Here is an 18343-nt window from a genome sequence, read left to right as displayed (position 1 = left end):
GGCGGGGCCACGTCCCGCAGAAAGGCCCGTCATGGAGCTGCACCTGTCAGGCAGGACCGCCGTGGTCACCGGCGCGAGCAAGGGCATCGGGCTGGCGATCACCCGGGCGCTCGCGGCGGAGGGCGTCAGCGTGACCGCCGGAGCGCGACACATCAGCGCCGAACTGTCCGAGCTGGCGGCGGGGGGCAACGTCCGCCCGGTCGCGGTGGACCTCACCACCCTGGACGGTCCGGCCGAACTGGTCGAGGCCGCCGGCGCGGCCTTCGGCGGCCTGGACATCCTGGTCAACAACGTCGGCGGGGTACGCCCACGCACCGGCGGCTTCGCGTCCGTCACCGACGTGGACTGGCTCGCCACCCTGACCGTCAACTTCCTGTCCGCGGTGCGCGCCACCCGCGAGGCGCTGCCGCTCATGCTCGGCCGCGGCGCCGGCACGATCGTGTCCGTCAGCTCGGTCAACGCGTCGCTGCCGGACCCGCTGGTGATCGACTACAGCGCCGCGAAGGCGGCCCTGGCCAGTTTCAGCAAGTCCTTGTCGAAGGAGCTCGGCCCGCACGGGATACGGGTCAACACCGTCAGCCCCGGGCCGGTCGCCACCGACCTGTGGCTCGGTGCGGACGGCGTCGCCGCCACGCTCGCCCGCCACAACGGCGGCGAGTCGCACGCGGTGGCGGAGCAGGCCGCCGCCGACTCGGTCACCGGCAGGTTCACCCGCCCGGACGAGGTCGCCGATCTCGTCGTCCTGCTCGCCAGCGAGCGCGCCGGCAACGTCACCGGCGCGGACTTCGTCATCGACGGCGGACTGATCGGCACCCTGTGACCGGGTGGACGGCGGCGCTCGCCTCGTCGGTGAGGTCGTGGCTCCGCTCGGCCGCGGCGCCAGGCGCCGGCGGCGCCCAGGCCGTCGAGGTACTCGAGGCCGCCCTGATCCCCGGAAAGGTGAACTCATGACCACCGCTGACGGTGCGCGAGCCGGGCTGGCGTGCCACGCCGTCCTGGTTCGTCCATGGTGATCGCGATCTCAACATCCCGGCCGCGGCGCTGAGGTTCATGGCCGAACGCGCCGGCTCGCGCGGAACCCGTGAGATCGCGGGCGCCTCCCACGCCGTAGGCGTGTCCCAGCCCGACGCGGTGGCCGCAGCCGTCCTCGACGCCGTCCGCCACGTATAGGGGTGGACGAAGCGTGCTCCGGGATGATGAAGATCGTCAGGTCGAGCGCGCAGTCCTACGACGTGGCCGCCCGGCGTCGGCTGTGGACGATCTCCGAGGAGCTGACCGGGGTGACGTCCCCGGTGTGACACACGCACGTCTCGTCAGATGGCCAGCCCGGGACGTTGGCGCATGCGCCCGTCCGCGCCGAGTTCGAGGACCGTGTCGATCCCGATCCGCTCGAGGAACGCGAAGTCGTGGCTGACGACGAGGAGGGCTCCGCGATAGGCGTCGAGGGCTTCCGCGAGTTGCTCGACGCTGGCGATGTCGAGGTTGTTGGTGGGCTCGTCGAGGATCAGCAGCTGGGCGGGCGGCTCGGCGAGAAGGAGTCTCGCGAGCGAGACCCGGAAGCGTTCGCCGCCCGAGAGGGTGCCGACCGGACGGTCGGCGCTGTCCCCGCGCAGCAGCAGACGGGCGAGCTGGTTGCGGATCGTCCCTGCCGGTGTGCCGGGAGCGACCGACTGCACGTTCGCCATGGCGCTCGCGTCCTCGTCGAGTCCGTCGAGGCGCTGGGGCAGGTGGCCGACGAGATCGGTCAGGAGTCTCCCGTGCGCCCGGCCGGGCGTCGGCGTTCCCCCGTGGAGGAGCTGTTCGACCAGGGTCGACTTCCCGGCGCCGTTCGGCCCGACGAGGGCGACACGCTCAGGCCCCTGGACGACCACGGTGCGGTCTTCGTCGTGGAGCTCGGCGAGGCGGCGGCCACGAGGTACGTCGGGGTCGGGAAGCGTGAGGTTGATGTGCCCGTCCTCGCGGACGCGTGCGTCGGCGGCGTCGGCGGCGGCCTGGGCGGCCTGGACCTTGTCGTCGAGGGTGGAGCGCAGCGATCCTGCGGATGCCTGCGCCTTGCTGGCCCGGTTTCCGGCCAGGATCTTCGGGATGCCTCCGTCCTTCTGCGTCTTCCTGGCGGTGCGCTCCCTGCGGGCGAGCTTGGTCTCGGCCTCGACCCGCTGCCGTTTCTCGACCTTGAGCGCCTGCTGGGCCGAACGAGCGGCCTGGACGGCGGCGGCCTGCTCCTGTTCCAGGTGCTCCTTCCACGCGCTGTAGGGGCCGCCGAAGGTGTCGAGGTTCCCGGCGTAGAGCTCGGTGGTGTTCTCCATGTGCTCCAGGAGCTCGAGGTCGTGGCTGACGACGACGAGGGTCCCGGGCCATTCGTCCACGAACTCGGCGAGCCTGGCCCGGGTGGGCCGGTCGAGGTTGTTGGTGGGCTCGTCGAGCAGCGTGATCGGAGTGCGGCGGATGCGCAGGCCCGTGATGGCGATGAGCATCGCCTCCCCTCCGGAGACCTCGGCGATCCGGCGGTCGAGATCCTTGGCGGTGAAGCCGATCTGGTGCAGCGCCTCGTCGGCGCGCGCCTCGATGTCCCAGTCGTCGCCGATGGTGTCGAAGTGCCGCTGGTCGACGTCGCCGGCCTCGATCGCTCTCATCGCGGCGAGGACGCCGTCGATTCCGAGGAGCCCGGCGACGGTCGTGTCCTGGTGGAGGGTGAGCGTCTGCGGCAGGTAGCCGATCTCGCCGATCGTGTCGATCTGGCCGGACGTCGGGGTCAGGATTCCGGCGATCAGCCGCAGCAGGGTCGACTTCCCGGCGCCGTTGCGGCCGATCAGCCCGGTGCGGCCGGTCGTGAACGTGCCGTTGACGCCGGAGATCGCGACGGCGCCGTCAGGCCATTCGAACGTCAGGTCGCGGAGGGTGATGGCGGATTTGGTGGACATCGCTGGCGGTTCTCTTCTCTCTGCCCGTCACCGAGGGACGGAGGGCATGGGGATCGGTGCTCACAACGGAGGTGATGAGCTGCCGAGACCGGAACGCGAGCGTCAGCACGCCTGGCGTCCGTCACGCGCGACGACGACGGGTACGGGTGGCCGCTGCCGAAGCGGAGACAAGCCGGGGGACGACGAGATCGACGTCAGGTGCGTTCGCGGGCACGGACTCGTGACCGAGGTGCGAACGTGCCGGTGAGGTTCACGCGGGAAGGTCAACGCCATGAGCCGGCGGACAACGGCCCCGCAGGAAGTGAACAGTCGTCACCGATGAGGGAGCGATGCTCCCCACAGGTGAAAGCCACCGGCGGTTCGGTGGCTAGATTCTGTCGACCTCAATCTCCACGGGCCACACGGTACCAGGTGTGAGGGCCGACCCGGTCGTCCGGTCTTGAGGCCCACCCCCTGGACGTGAAGGGGCCGGGGTGCGGTACATCGCCGCGTGTAGCCGTCGTGTACCCGGCGTTCCGCGGTGGTTCCTAGCGTGGTGGGCGACCCGCCCGCCCGACCGGGGATGAGGACGCACCTGTGGTCTATCTCTTCGCCTTCTGCCGGCTGCTCACGGGGATCGTCTTCCTCATGTCCGCGGTGAGCAAGCTGCGCGGGCGGGCGGCGTACGAGGAGTTCACGGCGGTCACACGCGCCCTCACGCGGCTGCCCGCCCGGCCCGTCGCGGTGCTCGTCGTCTCCGCCGAGGTCGCCGTCGCGCCGCTGCTGGCCTGGCCGCCCACCGCGCTCGCCGGCTTCTGCGTCGCGCTCGGGCTCCTCGTGGCCTTCACCGTGGCCATCGCCGTCGCCGTTCGGCGCGGCAGGCGGGTCCCCTGCCGCTGCTTCGGCGCCTCCGCCGTTCCGGTGGGCCCCGGGCATCTCGCGCGCAACGCCGTGCTCCTCGTCACGACGGCGGCCGGAACCATCCAGGCTGGTGCAATCCAGGCCGGTGCCATCCAGGCCGGATTCGGCGTCGTCCCCGTGGACCTCGGGCCTGCCGGGGTCGCCGCGGTCGCCCTGGCGGCCGGAGCGGCGGCCGTTCTGCTGTCCGCGATCGGCGAGATCGCCGGTCTCTTCACGAGTACACCCTGACGGAGGTAGTCCCTCATGCCGTTCCTGACAGCGCTCGTCCTGGGCGTCGGCGTCCTGTGCCTGATCGACCTGGTGCTGACGGTCGGGGTCATCCGGCGGTTGCGGGCGCACGAGGAGATGCTGCGCGCCGGATCGGCGGCGTCCCCGCCGATCGTGCTCCCGCCCGGGGCGGTGATCGGCGGCTTCTCCGCCGTGAGCACGGACGGTGTCTACGTCTCCGGCGAGGCGCTGACCGAGCCGGTCCTGGTCGGCGTCTTCTCGCCCGGCTGCTCCGCCTGTGAGGACCGCCTGCCGCAGTTCGCCGAGCGCGCGCGGTCCTTCCCGGGAGGGCGCGGCAACGTGCTGGCCGTCCTCGTCGGCGCGGAGGAGGAGGTGGCGGCAGAGCGGCGGGCGCTGGAGCCGGTCGCGCTGGTGCTGATCGAGGAGTACGGCACCGGCCTGACGAAGGCGTTGCAGGTCAACGGCTTCCCGTCTCTCGCCCTGGTCGACGGGCGCGGGAGGGTCGTCGCCAGCGGGACCACTCTGGAGGACCTCGACAAGATTCCCGTACACGCGTGACGGCGCAGGTGCGGGGCCCGGCCGGAGCGCGGGCGGTGGTCACCGCTCTCGGCATGGCCTGGCGTGCCGGCAGGGGGCTGACCGTCGCCTTCGCCGTCCTCAGCACGCTCATGGCCGTCCTGCCGGTAACGATCGCCTGGTGCACCAAGCTGGTCCTCGACGAGATCGCCGGCGACCGGCCCGGGGCCGGGGTGACGGCGGCGCTGGGCGCCGCGCTTGCCGGGTGCGGGGTGCTGACGGCGCTCGGGCCGCAGGTCGTCCAGTACGTCAGGGACGAGAGCGGGCGCAGGATCGGGCTCGTCGCCCAGGACCGCCTCTTCAGGGCCACCGAGCGGTTCGTCGGCCTCGCGAGATTCGAGGATCCCGCGTTCCTCGACCGGATCCGCATGGCCCAGCGGCACGGCGGGGCGACCCCGGGCCTGGTGGTCTCCGCGGCCCTGGGCGCCGCCAGGACGGTGCTGACCGGTGCCGGTTTCCTCGTCTCCCTCGTGACGATAAGCCCGTGGACGGCCGCCCTCGTCGTCTGCGCCGCGGCGCCGTCCATGGCCGCGGAGCTGTGGCTCTCCCGGCGGCGTGCCGCGATGCTGTGGGGCATCGGCCCGGTCGAGCGCCGCGAGTTCTTCTTCGCTGAGCTTCTCGTCAACGTCCAGGCGGCCAAGGAGCTGAGGCTCTTCGGCATCGGAGCGCATCTACGCGGGCTGATGGCCGCCCAGCGGCGGGCCGCGAACGCCGAGCGGGGCCGCACCGACCGGCGGGAACTCGGCGTCCAGGCCCTCACAGGGACCACGGCGGCGCTGGCGACCGGGGCCGGCCTGCTGTGGGTTCTCGTCTCCGCGGCGAACGGCACGGGCGGGGTCGGCGACGTCGCGCTGTTCGTCGCCGCCGTCGCCGGAGTCCAGTCGGCGGTGAGCGGTCTCGTCGTCGAACTCGTCACCGCGCACCAGCAGGTGCTGCTGTTCGGCCACTACCTCGCCGTCCTGGACGCCGAGCCGGACCTGCCGGTCCCGGTCCGGCCCCGGCGGGCCGGTCCGCCGCACCGGGGGATCGAGCTGCGCGACGTGTGGTTCCGTTACTCGCCCGGCCATCCCTGGGTCCTGCGCGGCGTCAGCCTGACCATCCCGTACGGCAGCGCGGTGGCGCTCGTCGGGAGGAACGGGGCGGGCAAGAGCAGCGTGGTCAAGCTGCTGTGCCGGATGTACGACCCGGAACGCGGCTCGATCCTGTGGGACGGGGTCGATCTCAGGGAGATGGACCCGGCGGAGCTTCGGGCCAGGATCGGGGCGGTGTTCCAGGACTACATGGAGTACGACATGACCGCGGCCGAGAACATCGGCCTGGGCGATCTCTCTGCGATGGACGACCGGGGGAGGATCGAGGCGGCGGCGCGGCGGGCGGGCGCGCACGACGCCGTGGACGGCCTGCCCCGGGGGTACGACACCATGCTGTCGCGCATCTTCGCCGACCCCGCCGAGGACGATGGCGCCGAGGCGGGTGTCCGCCTGTCCGGCGGGCAGTGGCAGCGGCTCGCCCTCGCCCGTGCCTACCTGCGGGGCGAGCGGGACCTGCTGATCCTGGACGAGCCCAGCTCGGGCCTCGACGCCGAGGCGGAGCACGAGATCCACCGGGGGCTGCGGGAGCATCGCCGCGGCCGTACAAGCCTGCTGATCAGCCATCGGCTCGGCGCCGTGCGCGAGGCGGACCACATCGTCGTCCTCGACGGCGGCCAGGTCGCCGAGCGGGGCACGCACGCCGGGCTGCTGGCGCGCGACGGGATCTACGCCCACATGTTCGCCCTCCAGGCGGAGGGATACCGGCAGGCGGAGAACCGGGACGCGGACGCCCCGCGCGACCGGCTCTCGGGGGCACGATGACGCTCGCTTTGGTCGTCCTGCTCGCATCGGCGCTCGTGGCCGCCGCGGTGGTGGCGGGACAGATCCTGCGCGTCGTCGAGGTTCACGGGGAGAGCATGGAGCCCGGCCTGTGGCCCGGTGACCAGGTCCTCGTACGGAGGCTGCGGCCCGGCGGGTCTGGCCGGCGAGTCCGGCGCGGGGACATCGTCGTCATCGCCCGCGTGGGCCCGGGGGAGGGCTTCACGCTCGACGGCGGCACGAACCTGGTGATCAAGCGGGCGGCGGCCGTGGCCGGGGACCCGATCCCTCCCGGGTTCGAGGCGCTGGGAGAGGCACTGGGGGAGGTCCGCGTGCCGCCGGGACGCCTGCTCGTCCTCGGGGACAACCCGTCGCGCAGCACCGACTCCCGCCAGTGGGGGCTCCTGCCCGAGAGCAGGATCACGGGTGTCGTACTCCGGCGGCTGAACGCGTGAATCACGTGTGTCGAATACAGGCGTCCGTGTATCGCGCTGGTATGTCCGTGATCGAAGCCGCTCCTAATGTCGGGGAAAAGGAGTCCTTCGAAGGAGGAACCGAATGACGCGGACGATTCAGCGGCTGGCGGACCGGATGGTCGCCCGGCTGGTCCCGGCCACCCGCGCGGAGGCGGTCACCTGCTGGTACGAGGTCAACGGCTGCGTCCGTCGCTACTGCTGCAAGGGGTCGGGCGTCAACTACTGCACCATGTGGCAATACATCTGCTGATCGGGCACTGCGGAGCGCCCCGTCGAACACCGGGCGCTCCGCTTTCGAATACAGGTGTCCGTATATCGCAGTGGTATGTCGGTGATCGAAGCCGCTCCTACTGTCGGGGAAAAGGGAGTCCTTCGAAGGAGGAACCGAATGACGCGGACGATTCAGCGGCTGGCGGACCGGATGGTCGCCCGGCTCGTCCCGGCCAGCCAGGCGGCGGCCATCAGTTGTTCGTACGACTGGGCCGGATGCTGGCGCCGCACCTGCTGCTCTGGAGCGGGAGTCCCCGGCGGGGGCCTCTCCTGCAGCGGCTGGACCCAATGGTGCTGATCCTGCTGCCCGCGTGAACCACCAGGCGCGTCCCACAGGCCGGGGCGCGCCCTGTGTATGTCAGTCGCGGTGTGCTCTCCTGCCCGGGCGTGAGGCCATCTGCGCCGCGTACAGGCGGGTGAGGCCGTTCATCCGGTAGTGGCCGGGGGTCAGCGGCTCCATCAGACGGAGATCGGCCAGCACGCCGAGCGCCGCCGACGCCGTCCGCCGGTCGCACCCGAGGAGCTCGGCGGCCGCAGCCGGCCCGCAGCCGGCCATGCCGCGCTCGCCGAGGCGGTGGAACAGGGCGAGCGCGCTGCCGGCCGCGGTGCCCTCGCACCGCCGCAGGGCCTGGTAGTCGAGGTCGAGGGCGCCCCGCACGGAAAGGTCGCCGCAGGTCAGCAGGTCGAGCCGGTGCTCCTCGTCGGCCAGCATGTCGGCGAACGCCGCCATCGTCCACTCGCGCCTGACGGCCAGTCGCTTGCCTGCGATCCGCAGCGCGAGCGGCAGGTTGTCGCAGAGCCGGGTCACCCTCCTCGCCTGCTCGGGGTCGATCCGGTCCCGGCCGCAGAGCCGGGCCAGCAGTTCGCAGGCCGCGTCGTCCGTGAGGGGAGCGAGCGGCAGGTGGTCCACGTCGTCGAGCGCGGCGAGCACCGTCCTGCTGGTGACGACGAACCGGCAGCCCGGGCGGGCGCCGACCAGCGGGCGCAGGTGCCCCTCTCCGGTCACGTTGTCGAGGAGGACGAGTACGTGCCCCGCTGCCGTGGCCGTCCGGAACTGGAGCGCGGCGTCGTCGAGGTCCGCCGCGATCTCGTCGTCCGCCAGCCCCAGCAGGCTCAGCAGCCGCGCGAGCGTCTCGTACGCGCCGGGCCGGGGAAGGGCTCGCAGATCGACGTGGAGCACGCCGCCGGGGAAGTGCGGCGCCGCCGCCCGGACGGCGGCGAGCGCCAGGGCCGACTTCCCCACCCCCGCCGGTCCGTGTACGGCGACAGGCCGCGGGGCGGAGGCGGTGATCGCCGCCACCACCTCCTTGAGCTCCAGGTCCCGGCCGACGAGGCATCTCGGTGCGGTGACCGGCTCCGCCCTCGATGCGGGCGCCGTGAGGGCGGGGGGCGCGGGGACCGCCCGGAGCGCGGGGTCCCGGTTGAGTATGCTCCGGTGCAGCTCGGCCAGCTCGGGCCCGGGCTCGACGCCCAGCTCCTCCGCCAGGAACGCCCGCGCCTGCCCGTAGGCGGCCAGCGCGGCTGCCGGGTCGCCGGTGCGGTAGGACGCGAGCATGAGCGCCCCCCACAGCCGTTCCCTTGTGGGATGGGCGGCCACCGTCTCACGCAGCTCGGCCAGCGCGTCGGCGTGCTCGCCCAGCATGAGCCGGGCCTCCGCCAGCGCCTCCAGGGCCAGGCAGCGCTGCTCGGCGAGCGCGTCCAGGCGCGGGCCGAGCGCCGCCGACCTGGGCACGTCCTCGGCGGGTGCGCCCCGCCACCGCGCGAGGGCCGCCGACAGGTGCCGCAGCGCCTCCTCCGGCCGCCCGGCGGACAGCGACCGCCTCCCCTGCCGCAGGGCGTCGGCGAACTCGGCCACATCGAGCTCGCCGGCGCGTACGGCGAGCACGTAGCCGGGCGGCCGGGCCGTCAGCCGGTCGCCTTCGCCGAGCGTGCTTCGCAACCGGTTGACGTACGTGCGGACGTTGGCGACGGCGGAGCAGGGCGGCTCCTCGTCCCACAGGGCCGTGATCAGGCGGTCGATCGACACGACCCGGTTGGGTTCGAGCAGGAGCGCGGTGAGCAGGGCGCGTTGCTTGGGCGTGCCGAGCGGGACCGGTCTGTCGTTCCGCCGGACCTGAACCGGGCCCAGCAGCCCGAACCGGAGGTTCAATCCGCCCTCCGGAGGCCCGAGAGGGCCGACGTTCGCTTCCAGCCGGATGATCGGTGCACGAGGGGACCTCCATAGGCGTCTCGCGAGGAGCGTCTGGGGGGAGCAGCACGAAGATCCCCGTGCCCCGCGAGCCTCCACAAGGTCCGCGGGCGTCCGGAACAGTTCCGTACGCCGCCCGGCTCGGGCGCGATCCGCGAATCGATCATCACCGATATGATCGATTCGGCTGATATCCCCCATACCAGGAGTTCTTGTGCGTTTCCGATCTCTGCTGACAGCTGCCGTACTGGCCGGCGGCATGGCCGTCGCTCCGCCCGCCTACGCCGCGGGCCCGGCCGTACGGATCAGCAAGATCTATTACGATTCGCCCGGGTCGCCGGACTTCGGCGCGAACAGCAGCCTGAACGGCGAGTACGTGCAGCTCAAGAACGTGACCAAGAAGGCTGTCAGCCTCAAGGGCTGGACCGTTCGTGACGATACCCGCCGGTCCGACCACGTCTATACATTCGGCACCTTCACCCTTGGAGCGGGGAAGACGGTCACCCTGCGGACCGGCAAGGGCAAGAACAGCGCCACCACCCGCTACTGGGGCAGGAGCGGGGGAACCTTCGCCTACATCTGGAACCAGGTCAAGGACACCGCCTACCTGCGGAACACGTCAGGCACGCTGGTGGACTCCTGCTCGTACAACTCGGCGCGGTACGCCTACAAGGTCTGCTGACATCGGCCGCCCCATGGGTGTTCGCTCCTGAAGCAACCCGCGACATGCGAAGACCCCGCCTCCCTTACTGGGCAGGCGGGGTCTTCGCATATGTGCTGACCTTTCGCGATTCCCCTGAATAGACGCGCGAAAGGCGTTCGATAGCGGATACGGGCAGCCTGCGAGATGTCCGGGACCTGACCCGTTCACCTCCCGGACCACATGGCCGAAGCGATCACTCCCCATGGTGTCCGGCCCCGCGGATCCGGACCCGCACATGCCGTCTGCTCACAGGTCCCTCGGCGGGCGCGGTGGCCCGATGAACGCGCCACCGATCGTCGCCCCAGCCTTCCAATCCCCGACCACCCGGCCCGACGCCCGCGACGCCGTGCCACGCGGCCATCCCCACCGCGCGGCAGCCGGTCGCCCCACCCATGCCACGGACACGCCGAAAGAAACCCGAGGAAAACCGATGAAACACAGGGATGTGGAACTGCTCGCGATTGGCGCCGGACCTGCGAACCTGGCCCTCGCAGTGGCCGTCGAAGAGCTCGCCCCCGGCGGGCTGGCCGCCGGCTCGCTGGTGATCGAGCAGGCCGGAACGGTGGCGTGGCAGCCGGGGATGCTGCTGCCGGAGGCGCAGAGCCAGGTCTCCTTCCTCAAGGATCTCGTCACCCTGCGCAACCCGTGCAGCCGGTTCTCGTTCGTGAACTACCTGCACGCGGTGGGCAGGCTCAGCGAGTTCATCAACGTGGGCAGCCTCTGGCCGTACCGGATCGAGATCTCCGACTACCTCGCCTGGGTCGCCGACTCCCTCAGCCGGGTGCGGCTCGAGTACAACCGGCGCTGCACCGCCGTCGAGCCGCTGCGGGACGCCGAGGGCACGCTGACCGGCTGGCTGACCCGCCTCGCCGACGGCTCGACGATCCGCAGCCGCTACCTCGTCATGGGGATCGGCAGGGACGTCCACGTGCCGAAGGAGTTCGCCGCCCTGCCGGCGCGGCGCGTCGTCCACAGCACCAGGTACGTCCAGCGGATCGCGGAGCTGCCCAAGGGGGTGCCGTACCGGGTGGCGGTGATCGGCGGCGGGCAGAGCGCGGCCGAGATGTTCGACGCCGTGCAGCGCGACCTGCCGGGCTGCCAGCCGACCCTGGTGACGCGGTCGATCGGCCTGAAGACGTACGAGAACAGCAAGTTCACCAACGAGCTGTATTTCCCGTCCGCTGTGGACGCCTTCTTCGGCGCCCGGCCGGAGGCGCGGCGGCAGATCCTCGACGAGATGCACATCACCAACTACTCGGGCCTGAACCCGGCCACGCTCGACAAGCTGTACCACGCGCTGTACCTCGACCGGCTGACCGGCAAGGGACGGCTGCGCGTGCTCACGATGCACGACGTGACCTCGGCCCGGGAGGACAGCGACGAGGTCGTGCTGGAGCTGACCGACCGCAGGACGGGCGGGACCGAGGAGCTGCGGTGCGACCTGGTGCTGCTCGGCACCGGGTTCGTGCGGGCCATGCCGGGCCTGGTGCGCGGCCTCGCCGGCGCGCTCGGCCTGGAGGACGTCTCGGTGAACCGCACCTACCGGCTCGCCGTCCCCGGCCCCGCGACCGCGGCCTGCTACCTGCAGGGGGTCAACGAGGCGACGCACGGCATCGCCGACTCGCTGCTCAGCATGCAGGCCGTACGCGCCTGGGAGATCACCGCCGACATCCTGGCCGACCGGGCGGACGGCGGGGCCGGGAGCCTCGCCGCCGTGCCGTCGCCGGCCGTCGCCGTACCCGTCCCCGCCAACTGAGAGTGCGAAGGAGCGACCGTGGACGTCCGCAGGCTCGACCGGGACCGGCTGGGTCCCGCCAACAACCACTCGCAGCGGCTCATGCCGTGGGACACGCTGAACGCCCCCTTCGAGGGCGCCTGGTGCGTCGTCAGGCCGGGCACGGCGACCACCAGCCACGCCCACCACGAGTACGAGGTCTTCATCGCGGTCTCCGGGGAGGCCGTGCTCGTGTCCGGGGGTGAGCGCACCCCGTTCAGGCCCGGCGACCTCGTCCACTTCCCGCCATACGTGGACCACCAGGTCGTCAACGAGGGCGACGAGGACTTCGAGATGTACGCGGTGTGGTGGGACGTCCCCATGAGTGAGCGCTTCACCGCCCGCCACCACGACACGAGCCTCACCACACACGGAACGAGGGCTGAGCTGTGAACGAACGCCGGGCCATCATCATCGACACCCCGCCGACCTCGAACGGCGACCTGCACGTCGGGCACCTCGCGGGCCCGTTCATGGCGGCCGACGTCCATGCCCGCTACCTGCGGGCCGACGGGCGTCCCGTGGTGTTCTCCAGCGGCACCGACGACAGCCAGACGTACGTGCTGGCCAGCGCGCGGCGCAAGGGGCTCACGCCGGAGGAGCTCAGCGGCAGGTCCTGGCACGAGATCCGGAGCACGCTCGCCGGGATGGGCGTCTCGCTCGACGGGTTCGCGCCGTACGACGACCGCTACCGGGCGTCGGTGCTGTCGTTCCTCACGGCGCTGCACCGGGCGGGCAGATTCCGCGAGAAGACGGTCATGCTGCCGTACTCGGAGCGCAGGGGCGAGTACCTCGTCGAGGGCCTGGTCTGCGGCTACTGCCCGATCTGCCTGGTGGAGAGCCGCGGCGGGCTGTGCGAGACCTGCGGCCACCCGAACAACTTCGACGAGCTGATCCGGCCGCGCTCCACCGTCGACCCCGACGACGTGGTGACGCACCGCGAGGCCCGGATCCTGGTGCTGCCGATGGAGGAGTACCGCGACCGGCTCACCGCCTACTACCGGGAGCGTGAGCCGCGCCTGCGGCCGCACACGACGCAGCTGGTGCGCGAGGTGCTGGCCCGGCCGCTGCCCGACTTCCCGATCACCTACCCCGTCGGCTGGGGCATCCCCGCGCCGTTCCCCGAGACGCCGGGCCAGCGGATCAACGCCTGGGCCGAGGGCATGCCCGCCGTCATGTACACCACGGCGTACGCCGCCGAGCGGCTCGGCGAGCGGCACGCGGCGGACGACGAGCTGTGGCGCGCCGAGCACGACCCGCAGATCGTCTACTTCATCGGGTTCGACAACGTCTACTTCTGGGGTTTCACCCACATCGCGCTGCTGATGGCGCACGAGGGCAGGTACGCGCTGCCGGACACCTTCGTCTCCAACGAGTTCTACGAGCTGGAGAACGCGAAGTTCTCCACCAGCCTCGGCCACGTCCTCTACACGAAGGACCTGCTGAAGGAGGTGCCGAGGGACCTGGTGCGCTTCTACCTGGCGATCAGTGCCCCGGAGCACCAGCTCGCCAACTTCGGGCGGGAGGCGCTGGCCAGGGTCTGCGGCGACCGGCTGGTGCGGCCGTGGAACCGGCTGGCCGGGCTGCTGGGCAAGGCCGTCGCCGACGCCGGCGCCGAGGGCGCGGACCTGCCGGTGTCCGACGAGGGCCGGCGGCGCGCCGAGGCGGTGCTCGCCCGGTTCCGCGCCTGCTACGAGCTGTCCGGCTACAGCCTCACCCGGGCCGCCAACCTGATCGTCGGCCAGCTCGACCGGCTGGTCGCCGAGGCGCGGCTCGTCCACGAGGGCCACCAGGACGCGGCGGGCGATCCGGCCAGGCTCGGCGACCTCTTCCTCGACGTGCGGGTCCTGGTGGCCTGCGCCTCGCCGATCCTGATCGACCTCGCCCGGGCCGCGGGCGAGGCGGGCGGGTTCACCTGCCGGCTGGACGCCGAGGAGTTCCGTCCTGCACGGGTCACCCCCTTCGCCCTGCCCCTGCTGGCGACCCCCGGCGACACGCCGGCCGCGCGCCGGGCCACTCTCGATCCTCAGTGAATGGTGGACACAGTGCTATCGATGATCACTCAGACCCCGGCGTCCGGCGTCGTGATGGACGCCGCGGACGGCGCGCGCGTACGCAGGGCGGTGCTCGCCGTGCGGTCGTCCGCCGCCCGCACGGTGGACGACGCCGCGACGACGGCCGCGGCCAGGGACGCCTCGGACGCGCTGCCCCCGGCCCTGCGCCGGGCGCTGCGGGCGTTCCGCCGGCACTCGGGCCCGACGGGGACGCTGCTGGTGCGCGGCCTTCCCGTCGACGAGAACCTGCTGCCCGCGACCCCCACGGTGGACGGCTCCGTACAGCGGACGCTGACCGGCCCCGCCGCCATGCTCCTGCTCGTGGCGTCCGCGCTCGGCGACCCGATCGCCTTCCGCGCGGAGAAGTCCGGCGCGCTGGTGCAGGACGTCGTCCCCGTGCCGGGAAAGGAGGAGTTCCAGGGCAACGCCGGCTCGGTCACGCTGTCGTTCCACAACGAGAACGCCTTCCACGAGCACCGGCCCGACTACGTCCTCCTCCTGTGCCTGCGGCCCGACCACGACCGCGTCGCGGGGCTGCGCACGGCGTGCTCGCGGGAGATCCTCCCGCTGCTCACGGACGAGACGCGGCGGACGCTGTTCCTGCCCGAGTTCGTCACCGAGGCTCCGCCCTCGTTCGGCGCGAACCGCGACGCCACCTTCCCACACGGCGTGCTGTCCGGCGCCCCCGACGACCCGGACATGCGGGTCGACCTCGCCGCCACCACGCCGCTGACGCCGGCGGCCCGGGCCGCGCTGGCCGAGCTGGGCGAGGTGTTCGACCGGACGGCGCAGAGCGCCCGGCTGGTCACCGGGGACCTCGCCGTCGTCGACAACCGCGTCACCGTGCACGGGCGCACCGCCTTCCGGCCTCGGTACGACGGCCGCGACCGCTGGCTCCAGCGGACGTTCGTCGCCGTGAACCTGCGCAGCTCACGCGACCATCGGCCGGACGACGGCCACGTCCTGGACCGGTAGCCGCCCTTCGGCGGGCAGGGCGGGGCCGGTCTTCGCAGGGAGGCCGGTCCCGGCCCGGCGACCGCCGTCGTTCCGGGAGACGCGCGCCGGCGCGCCGAGGAGACGGAGCACCTCCCGGGCGAGCCGGTCGTTCTGCCGGAACGACAGCGCGTTGCTGCGCGGCCGGGCGAAGGTCGCGAACCGCCGGATGTTGGTGAAGGGTCCGAGCGCGAAGCGGCGCGGGTGCGGGACGCCGTCCCGGGACAGGACGCGGAAGTCGTCGGGGGAGACGTGCAGCAGCCCGGTGCGGTGCGCGTACCCGTCGTCGTCGGCCAGCACGTGCTCGGCGGCCTCGCCGCTGCGGTACAGCGACCGCAGCAGCGGCTCCGTGCACGTGCGCAGGTCGGCGTCGGGCAACCGCGCCTCGATCAGGCCGGTCGCCTCGACGGTGTCCGGCGTGCTCGTGCCGCCCGCCCGGTACACGCCCCTCTCCTCGTCCGGCTCGACCCACATGTCCGCGCCGACGAACCGCACGACGCCGGCCTCCGCGAGCGCGAGCAGTTGCCGGGTCCTCTCGCGGGGCGAACCGCTGCCGACGTACTCGAAGAAGCCCTGCCACCACCCGTCGACGTCCGTGACGCGCGAACGGGCGGGCAGCCTGGCGAGGCACGTCAGCAGCGGCAGCTGCCCGTACACCGAGAGCAGGGCGAGGAACGCCCCGAGGTCGGCGCTGTGCCGGCGGTCCGAGCGGCGGTCGACGTCCGCCCTGATGTGCTCGCGCACATGGTCCTGCAGATCCGCGGACCTGGGGAAGCGCAGCCCGCGCAGCGGCCTGTCGAGCGCGGCGAAGTCCAGGCGATCCGCCTTCGAAGGGACGGACGCCTCGACGAGGGCGCGCAACGGCTCGGCGTCCCAGTCCAGGCCGTCGTACGCCGCGGAGAACTCCTGCCACGGCAGCGCGACGCGGCCGGGATGGGCGGTGAACAGCTCGTGGTAGTAGCCGTACGCGATCTCCTTGGCCATCAGCGGCCACAGGTCGTCCCGGAAGCCGATCCGGTCACGGCCGGCCAGACGCGCGTCGACCTCGGGGGCGGAGAAGAAGCGCGGCAGCGGCGGAGGGTCGCCCACGAGGCGGTAGGAGATCTTCGAGCGGTACGGCACCCCGCGGCGCGACCCGACGTGCAACCGGGGCTCCCTGCCGGAGGGGACGTAGCGCAGCCGGCCGTCCGCCCTCTCGGCGAAGGCGCCGCCGCGGCCCTCGGTCAGCAGCACCATCAGGTCGATGAACGCGGCCCCCATGCCGCGCATCAGCACGTCCTCCCCGGGCCGGAACACCGACAGGTCCGCGTCGGCGGAGTAGGCGCACGGCAGGTGGCGCAGCGCGTGCCGGTCGGCGAAGTCGGCGAGGAGCCGCTGGTCCTTGCACGGAACGGCGTCCAGGTGCCCCAGGGCCAGGACCACCACGTCCGCGCGCAGCGGCTCGTCGCGGTCCTCCAGCCACACGCGCTGCCGGGTGCGCGCGCCGCCCTCGACCCGGGTGGCCCGGGTCGCGTGCACGCGCACCGACACGTTCTGCGGCCGCTCGGCGACGACCCTGTCGAAGACCCAGCGCAGGTAGCGGCTCTGCACCTGTCGCGTGGCGAACGTCGTGTGGGTGACCTCCGCGCAGGCGCCCTCGGCGGCGGCCCACTCGCTCAGGGACGGCCCCGGGCGTATCGGCCCGTCGCAGGTCACGGTCTCGTCGGGGAACATGGTGACGTTCTCGGCGGTGGCGTTCATCCACATCAGCGGTGACTGCTCCTCGCGCCACACCCGGCCGCCCCCCGGTGGGTAGGGGTCGACCAGCTCGACGCTCAGCGGGCGGGACGGCGGCGTCTCGGCGGCGTTGGCGAGCAGGCGCTCCAGCACTCCCGTGCCCCGTGGCCCCGCACCCACGATCACGACGACGAACGGATCCTTCTGCGTGCTTCTCATTTATGCACCCGGTCTGTACGCAGGAATTGGTTGACGGCGGCGCACGACCCCGGGAAAACGGGGGTCGCGCATTCGAATCCGCCCACAACACTGCGTGCCGGTAAGGGCGCGGACCAGGGATGGGAAAGTCAGCAAGCTGCCCCGCGCTGACAACTTCCTGCAGTCCGGCGCGGAGAAATGCGAGAAACAAAGAAAGGCCCCCGGCCGTCGGCCGGAAAAGTCCCGGTGGCGGCGGATCGACAGGAGCGGGAAAAGATGTGCTCATTCCCGCGGCCGCGGGGAGGCGCGGCCTCTCCAAGGGAGCGCGCGAGTGCTCGGCCGCGGAAAGCGCGAGTGCTCGGCCGCGGGGAGTGCGAGCGGTCGGCCGAGGGGAGGCGCGGGTCGCCGGCGCTTCCTGGGGGACCGCGGGTCGTCAGCGGGCGAGGAGAAGCCGGACGCGGGTCGCGGCGGCCAGCGCGCCGGGGTGCCCGGTGCGGGTGAAGACCTCGGCCGCGGTGTCGGTGAACTTGATCACGTGCTCGTCGCCGTGGGCGACGGCCGCCTCGATCACGTCGTGCAGGGCGTCGGGGTGCGCTGGCGCCTCCGGCAGGGCGTCGCGCGGCGCGGCCTCCACCGGCTCGAACGCGGCCTGCACCCCGGCGCAGGCGGCCCAGATCGCCGACAGGCTCGGCACCCACAGCTCGCGCGGCAGGGCCGGCAGCGTGTGCAGCACGGCGTTGGGCGCGGTCGCGGTGTGCACGAGGATCACCGGGCTCGCGTGCCCGTGGGTGAGATAGCGCAGCGTGGCGGCGTCCACCAGGGCCTCCAGCCGCGCCGGGACCTCGTCGGGGGTGAGCGCGGGCCGCAGCGCGGCGACGGCCTCCGGCCAGCCGGCCAGGCCGGGGAGCTGCCCGAGGCGGGCCCGGACCGGCCCCTCCTGCGAGGGGACCCGCGGCACGCGCGCCATGGCCTCGCCGGGGTCAAGGTCGCCCCGGGGCTCGGCCGCGACCGGCATGCCGAGCGAGCGGGCGCCCCAGAACGCCAGGCCCTGGGCCAGCTCGGCCGCCGCGACCGCGTTCCCGTCGTCTGTCAGCAGGGTGCGCACGGCGTGGCCGACCCTGATGACGGCGTGGGTGGTGCCCGCCAGGACGCCGGGCAGCAGCCGGGGCCACCACACCGCCAGCACCTCACGCCACGGCCGCTCGGCGACCTGCCGGGTGAAGTACCCGGCCCAGTCGCCCACCCGGTCGCCGTCGCCCAGCGCCTCCCGCCAGTTCGCGTCGCCGATCGGCTCGCGGGCGGACGGCAGGTCGTCGAGGCGGTGCGCGTACGCGTCCACCCAGCGGTGCACGGCGTCCTCGTGGCCGCGCCTGACCAGCACCTCGACGGCCATCGGCCCGTGGTTGGTGAGCCTGCTCTCGCCCCATTCGGGGCCGGTGCCCCGGAACCGCTCGTAGGCCTCGTTCAGGATCGCGCTGCTCATCGTCGCCTCCCCG

General features: G+C 72.6%; 17 protein-coding genes. 13 read left to right on the top strand and 4 right to left on the bottom strand.

What is annotated here, in order from left to right; genetic code table 11:
* Nucleotides 1–31: 31 nt before the first annotated feature.
* Together MPTA5024_RS23635 and MPTA5024_RS23630 are read left to right on the top strand one after the other, a co-directional pair.
* Entirely contained in the window at nt 32–820 is a 789-nt protein-coding gene (locus tag MPTA5024_RS23635) for an oxidoreductase (RefSeq protein WP_036328071.1), read from the top strand.
* 143 nt (nt 821–963) lie between these two features.
* The gene (locus MPTA5024_RS23630) at nt 964–1170 is read left to right on the top strand and encodes an alpha/beta fold hydrolase (RefSeq protein WP_036328070.1); all 207 of its coding nucleotides are present in this window, start codon (nt 964–966) and stop codon (nt 1168–1170) included.
* A gap of 143 nt (nt 1171–1313) precedes the next feature.
* Here the strand turns inward: MPTA5024_RS23630 and MPTA5024_RS23625 are convergent, their stop codons facing one another.
* Nucleotides 1314–2921, bottom strand: a complete 1608-nt coding sequence (locus MPTA5024_RS23625) for an ABC-F family ATP-binding cassette domain-containing protein (protein WP_036328069.1) — start codon at nt 2919–2921, stop codon at nt 1314–1316.
* A gap of 576 nt (nt 2922–3497) precedes the next feature.
* On the opposite strand from MPTA5024_RS23625, the gene MPTA5024_RS23620 reads away from it, so the two are divergent.
* From MPTA5024_RS23620 to MPTA5024_RS41205, 6 genes are all read left to right on the top strand, one after another.
* The gene (locus tag MPTA5024_RS23620) at nt 3498–4049 is read left to right on the top strand and encodes a MauE/DoxX family redox-associated membrane protein (RefSeq protein WP_051458572.1); all 552 of its coding nucleotides are present in this window, start codon (nt 3498–3500) and stop codon (nt 4047–4049) included.
* Nucleotides 4050–4064: 15 nt separating this feature from the next.
* Entirely contained in the window at nt 4065–4607 is a 543-nt protein-coding gene (locus tag MPTA5024_RS23615) for a hypothetical protein (protein ID WP_036328067.1), read from the top strand.
* Nucleotides 4604–6478, top strand: a complete 1875-nt coding sequence (locus MPTA5024_RS23610; RefSeq protein ID WP_232326612.1) for an ABC transporter ATP-binding protein — start codon at nt 4604–4606, stop codon at nt 6476–6478. Before MPTA5024_RS23615 ends, MPTA5024_RS23610 begins: the two co-directional genes overlap by 4 nt.
* Nucleotides 6475–6930 carry a S26 family signal peptidase gene (locus tag MPTA5024_RS23605; RefSeq protein WP_036328065.1) on the top strand — a complete coding sequence of 152 codons (456 nt, stop codon included), beginning with the start codon at nt 6475–6477 and terminating at the stop codon, nt 6928–6930. The genes MPTA5024_RS23610 and MPTA5024_RS23605 overlap by 4 nt, the downstream gene beginning before the upstream one ends.
* 103 nt (nt 6931–7033) lie before the next feature.
* Nucleotides 7034–7201 (top strand): hypothetical protein, encoded by a 168-nt coding sequence (locus MPTA5024_RS41210; RefSeq protein WP_157099673.1) that lies wholly within the window; start codon nt 7034–7036, stop codon nt 7199–7201.
* A gap of 138 nt (nt 7202–7339) precedes the next feature.
* Nucleotides 7340–7519 carry a hypothetical protein gene (locus tag MPTA5024_RS41205; RefSeq protein WP_157099672.1) on the top strand — a complete coding sequence of 60 codons (180 nt, stop codon included), beginning with the start codon at nt 7340–7342 and terminating at the stop codon, nt 7517–7519.
* A 60-nt stretch (nt 7520–7579) separates the two neighbouring features.
* Here MPTA5024_RS41205 and MPTA5024_RS23600 read toward each other — a convergent pair whose 3' ends face one another.
* Nucleotides 7580–9370, bottom strand: coding sequence for an AfsR/SARP family transcriptional regulator (locus tag MPTA5024_RS23600; RefSeq protein ID WP_051458570.1), 1791 nt, complete (start codon nt 9368–9370; stop codon nt 7580–7582).
* Nucleotides 9371–9623: 253 nt separating this feature from the next.
* Here MPTA5024_RS23600 and MPTA5024_RS23595 point away from each other — a divergent pair, with 253 nt between their 5' ends.
* The 5 genes from MPTA5024_RS23595 to MPTA5024_RS23575 all read left to right on the top strand — a co-directional run bounded on the left by MPTA5024_RS23595 (nt 9624) and on the right by MPTA5024_RS23575 (nt 14915).
* On the top strand, nt 9624–10091 hold the full coding sequence (locus tag MPTA5024_RS23595; protein WP_036328064.1) for a lamin tail domain-containing protein: 468 nt from the start codon (nt 9624–9626) through the stop codon (nt 10089–10091).
* A gap of 451 nt (nt 10092–10542) precedes the next feature.
* Nucleotides 10543–11868 (top strand): lysine N(6)-hydroxylase/L-ornithine N(5)-oxygenase family protein, encoded by a 1326-nt coding sequence (locus tag MPTA5024_RS23590; RefSeq protein ID WP_036328062.1) that lies wholly within the window; start codon nt 10543–10545, stop codon nt 11866–11868.
* An 18-nt stretch (nt 11869–11886) separates the two neighbouring features.
* Complete coding sequence (locus tag MPTA5024_RS23585) at nt 11887–12279, top strand: cupin domain-containing protein (protein ID WP_036328059.1); 393 nt, start codon at nt 11887–11889, stop codon at nt 12277–12279.
* Nucleotides 12276–13919: a class I tRNA ligase family protein gene (locus MPTA5024_RS23580; protein WP_036328057.1), complete on the top strand. Its 1644-nt coding sequence runs from the start codon at nt 12276–12278 to the stop codon at nt 13917–13919. The genes MPTA5024_RS23585 and MPTA5024_RS23580 overlap by 4 nt, the downstream gene beginning before the upstream one ends.
* Nucleotides 13920–13940: 21 nt before the next feature.
* Nucleotides 13941–14915: a TauD/TfdA family dioxygenase gene (locus MPTA5024_RS23575; RefSeq protein ID WP_157099670.1), complete on the top strand. Its 975-nt coding sequence runs from the start codon at nt 13941–13943 to the stop codon at nt 14913–14915.
* Here MPTA5024_RS23575 and MPTA5024_RS23570 read toward each other — a convergent pair.
* Together MPTA5024_RS23570 and MPTA5024_RS23565 are read right to left on the bottom strand one after the other, a co-directional pair.
* Nucleotides 14871–16868, bottom strand: a complete 1998-nt coding sequence (locus tag MPTA5024_RS23570; protein WP_084369935.1) for an FAD/NAD(P)-binding protein — start codon at nt 16866–16868, stop codon at nt 14871–14873. The two genes, MPTA5024_RS23575 and MPTA5024_RS23570, sit on opposite strands and share 45 nt — an antisense overlap.
* A 412-nt stretch (nt 16869–17280) precedes the next feature.
* Entirely contained in the window at nt 17281–18330 is a 1050-nt protein-coding gene (locus MPTA5024_RS23565; RefSeq protein WP_036329248.1) for a questin oxidase family protein, read from the bottom strand.
* Nucleotides 18331–18343 lie beyond the last annotated feature (13 nt).

The sequence above is a fragment of the Microbispora sp. ATCC PTA-5024 genome, from assembly GCF_000511135.2.
In the GTDB taxonomy this organism is placed as follows: domain Bacteria; phylum Actinomycetota; class Actinomycetes; order Streptosporangiales; family Streptosporangiaceae; genus Microbispora; species Microbispora corallina.
This window is presented reverse-complemented; position numbering and strand designations above follow the sequence as displayed.

What these genes read in the sequence shown, in the direction of transcription:
- MPTA5024_RS41205 (WP_157099672.1), top strand. Translation starts at nt 7,340, where the DNA reads ATGACGCGGACGATTCAGCGGCTGGCGGACCGGATGGTCGCCCGGCTC.
- MPTA5024_RS41210 (WP_157099673.1), top strand. Translation starts at nt 7,034, where the DNA reads ATGACGCGGACGATTCAGCGGCTGGCGGACCGGATGGTCGCCCGGCTG.
- MPTA5024_RS23615 (WP_036328067.1), top strand. Translation starts at nt 4,065, where the DNA reads ATGCCGTTCCTGACAGCGCTCGTCCTGGGCGTCGGCGTCCTGTGCCTG.
- MPTA5024_RS23590 (WP_036328062.1), top strand. Translation starts at nt 10,543, where the DNA reads ATGAAACACAGGGATGTGGAACTGCTCGCGATTGGCGCCGGACCTGCG.
- MPTA5024_RS23570 (WP_084369935.1), bottom strand. Translation starts at nt 16,868, where the DNA reads ATGAGAAGCACGCAGAAGGATCCGTTCGTCGTCGTGATCGTGGGTGCG.
- MPTA5024_RS23575 (WP_157099670.1), top strand. Translation starts at nt 13,941, where the DNA reads ATGATCACTCAGACCCCGGCGTCCGGCGTCGTGATGGACGCCGCGGAC.
- MPTA5024_RS23635 (WP_036328071.1), top strand. Translation starts at nt 32, where the DNA reads ATGGAGCTGCACCTGTCAGGCAGGACCGCCGTGGTCACCGGCGCGAGC.
- MPTA5024_RS23625 (WP_036328069.1), bottom strand. Translation starts at nt 2,921, where the DNA reads ATGTCCACCAAATCCGCCATCACCCTCCGCGACCTGACGTTCGAATGG.
- MPTA5024_RS23565 (WP_036329248.1), bottom strand. Translation starts at nt 18,330, where the DNA reads ATGAGCAGCGCGATCCTGAACGAGGCCTACGAGCGGTTCCGGGGCACC.
- MPTA5024_RS23605 (WP_036328065.1), top strand. Translation starts at nt 6,475, where the DNA reads ATGACGCTCGCTTTGGTCGTCCTGCTCGCATCGGCGCTCGTGGCCGCC.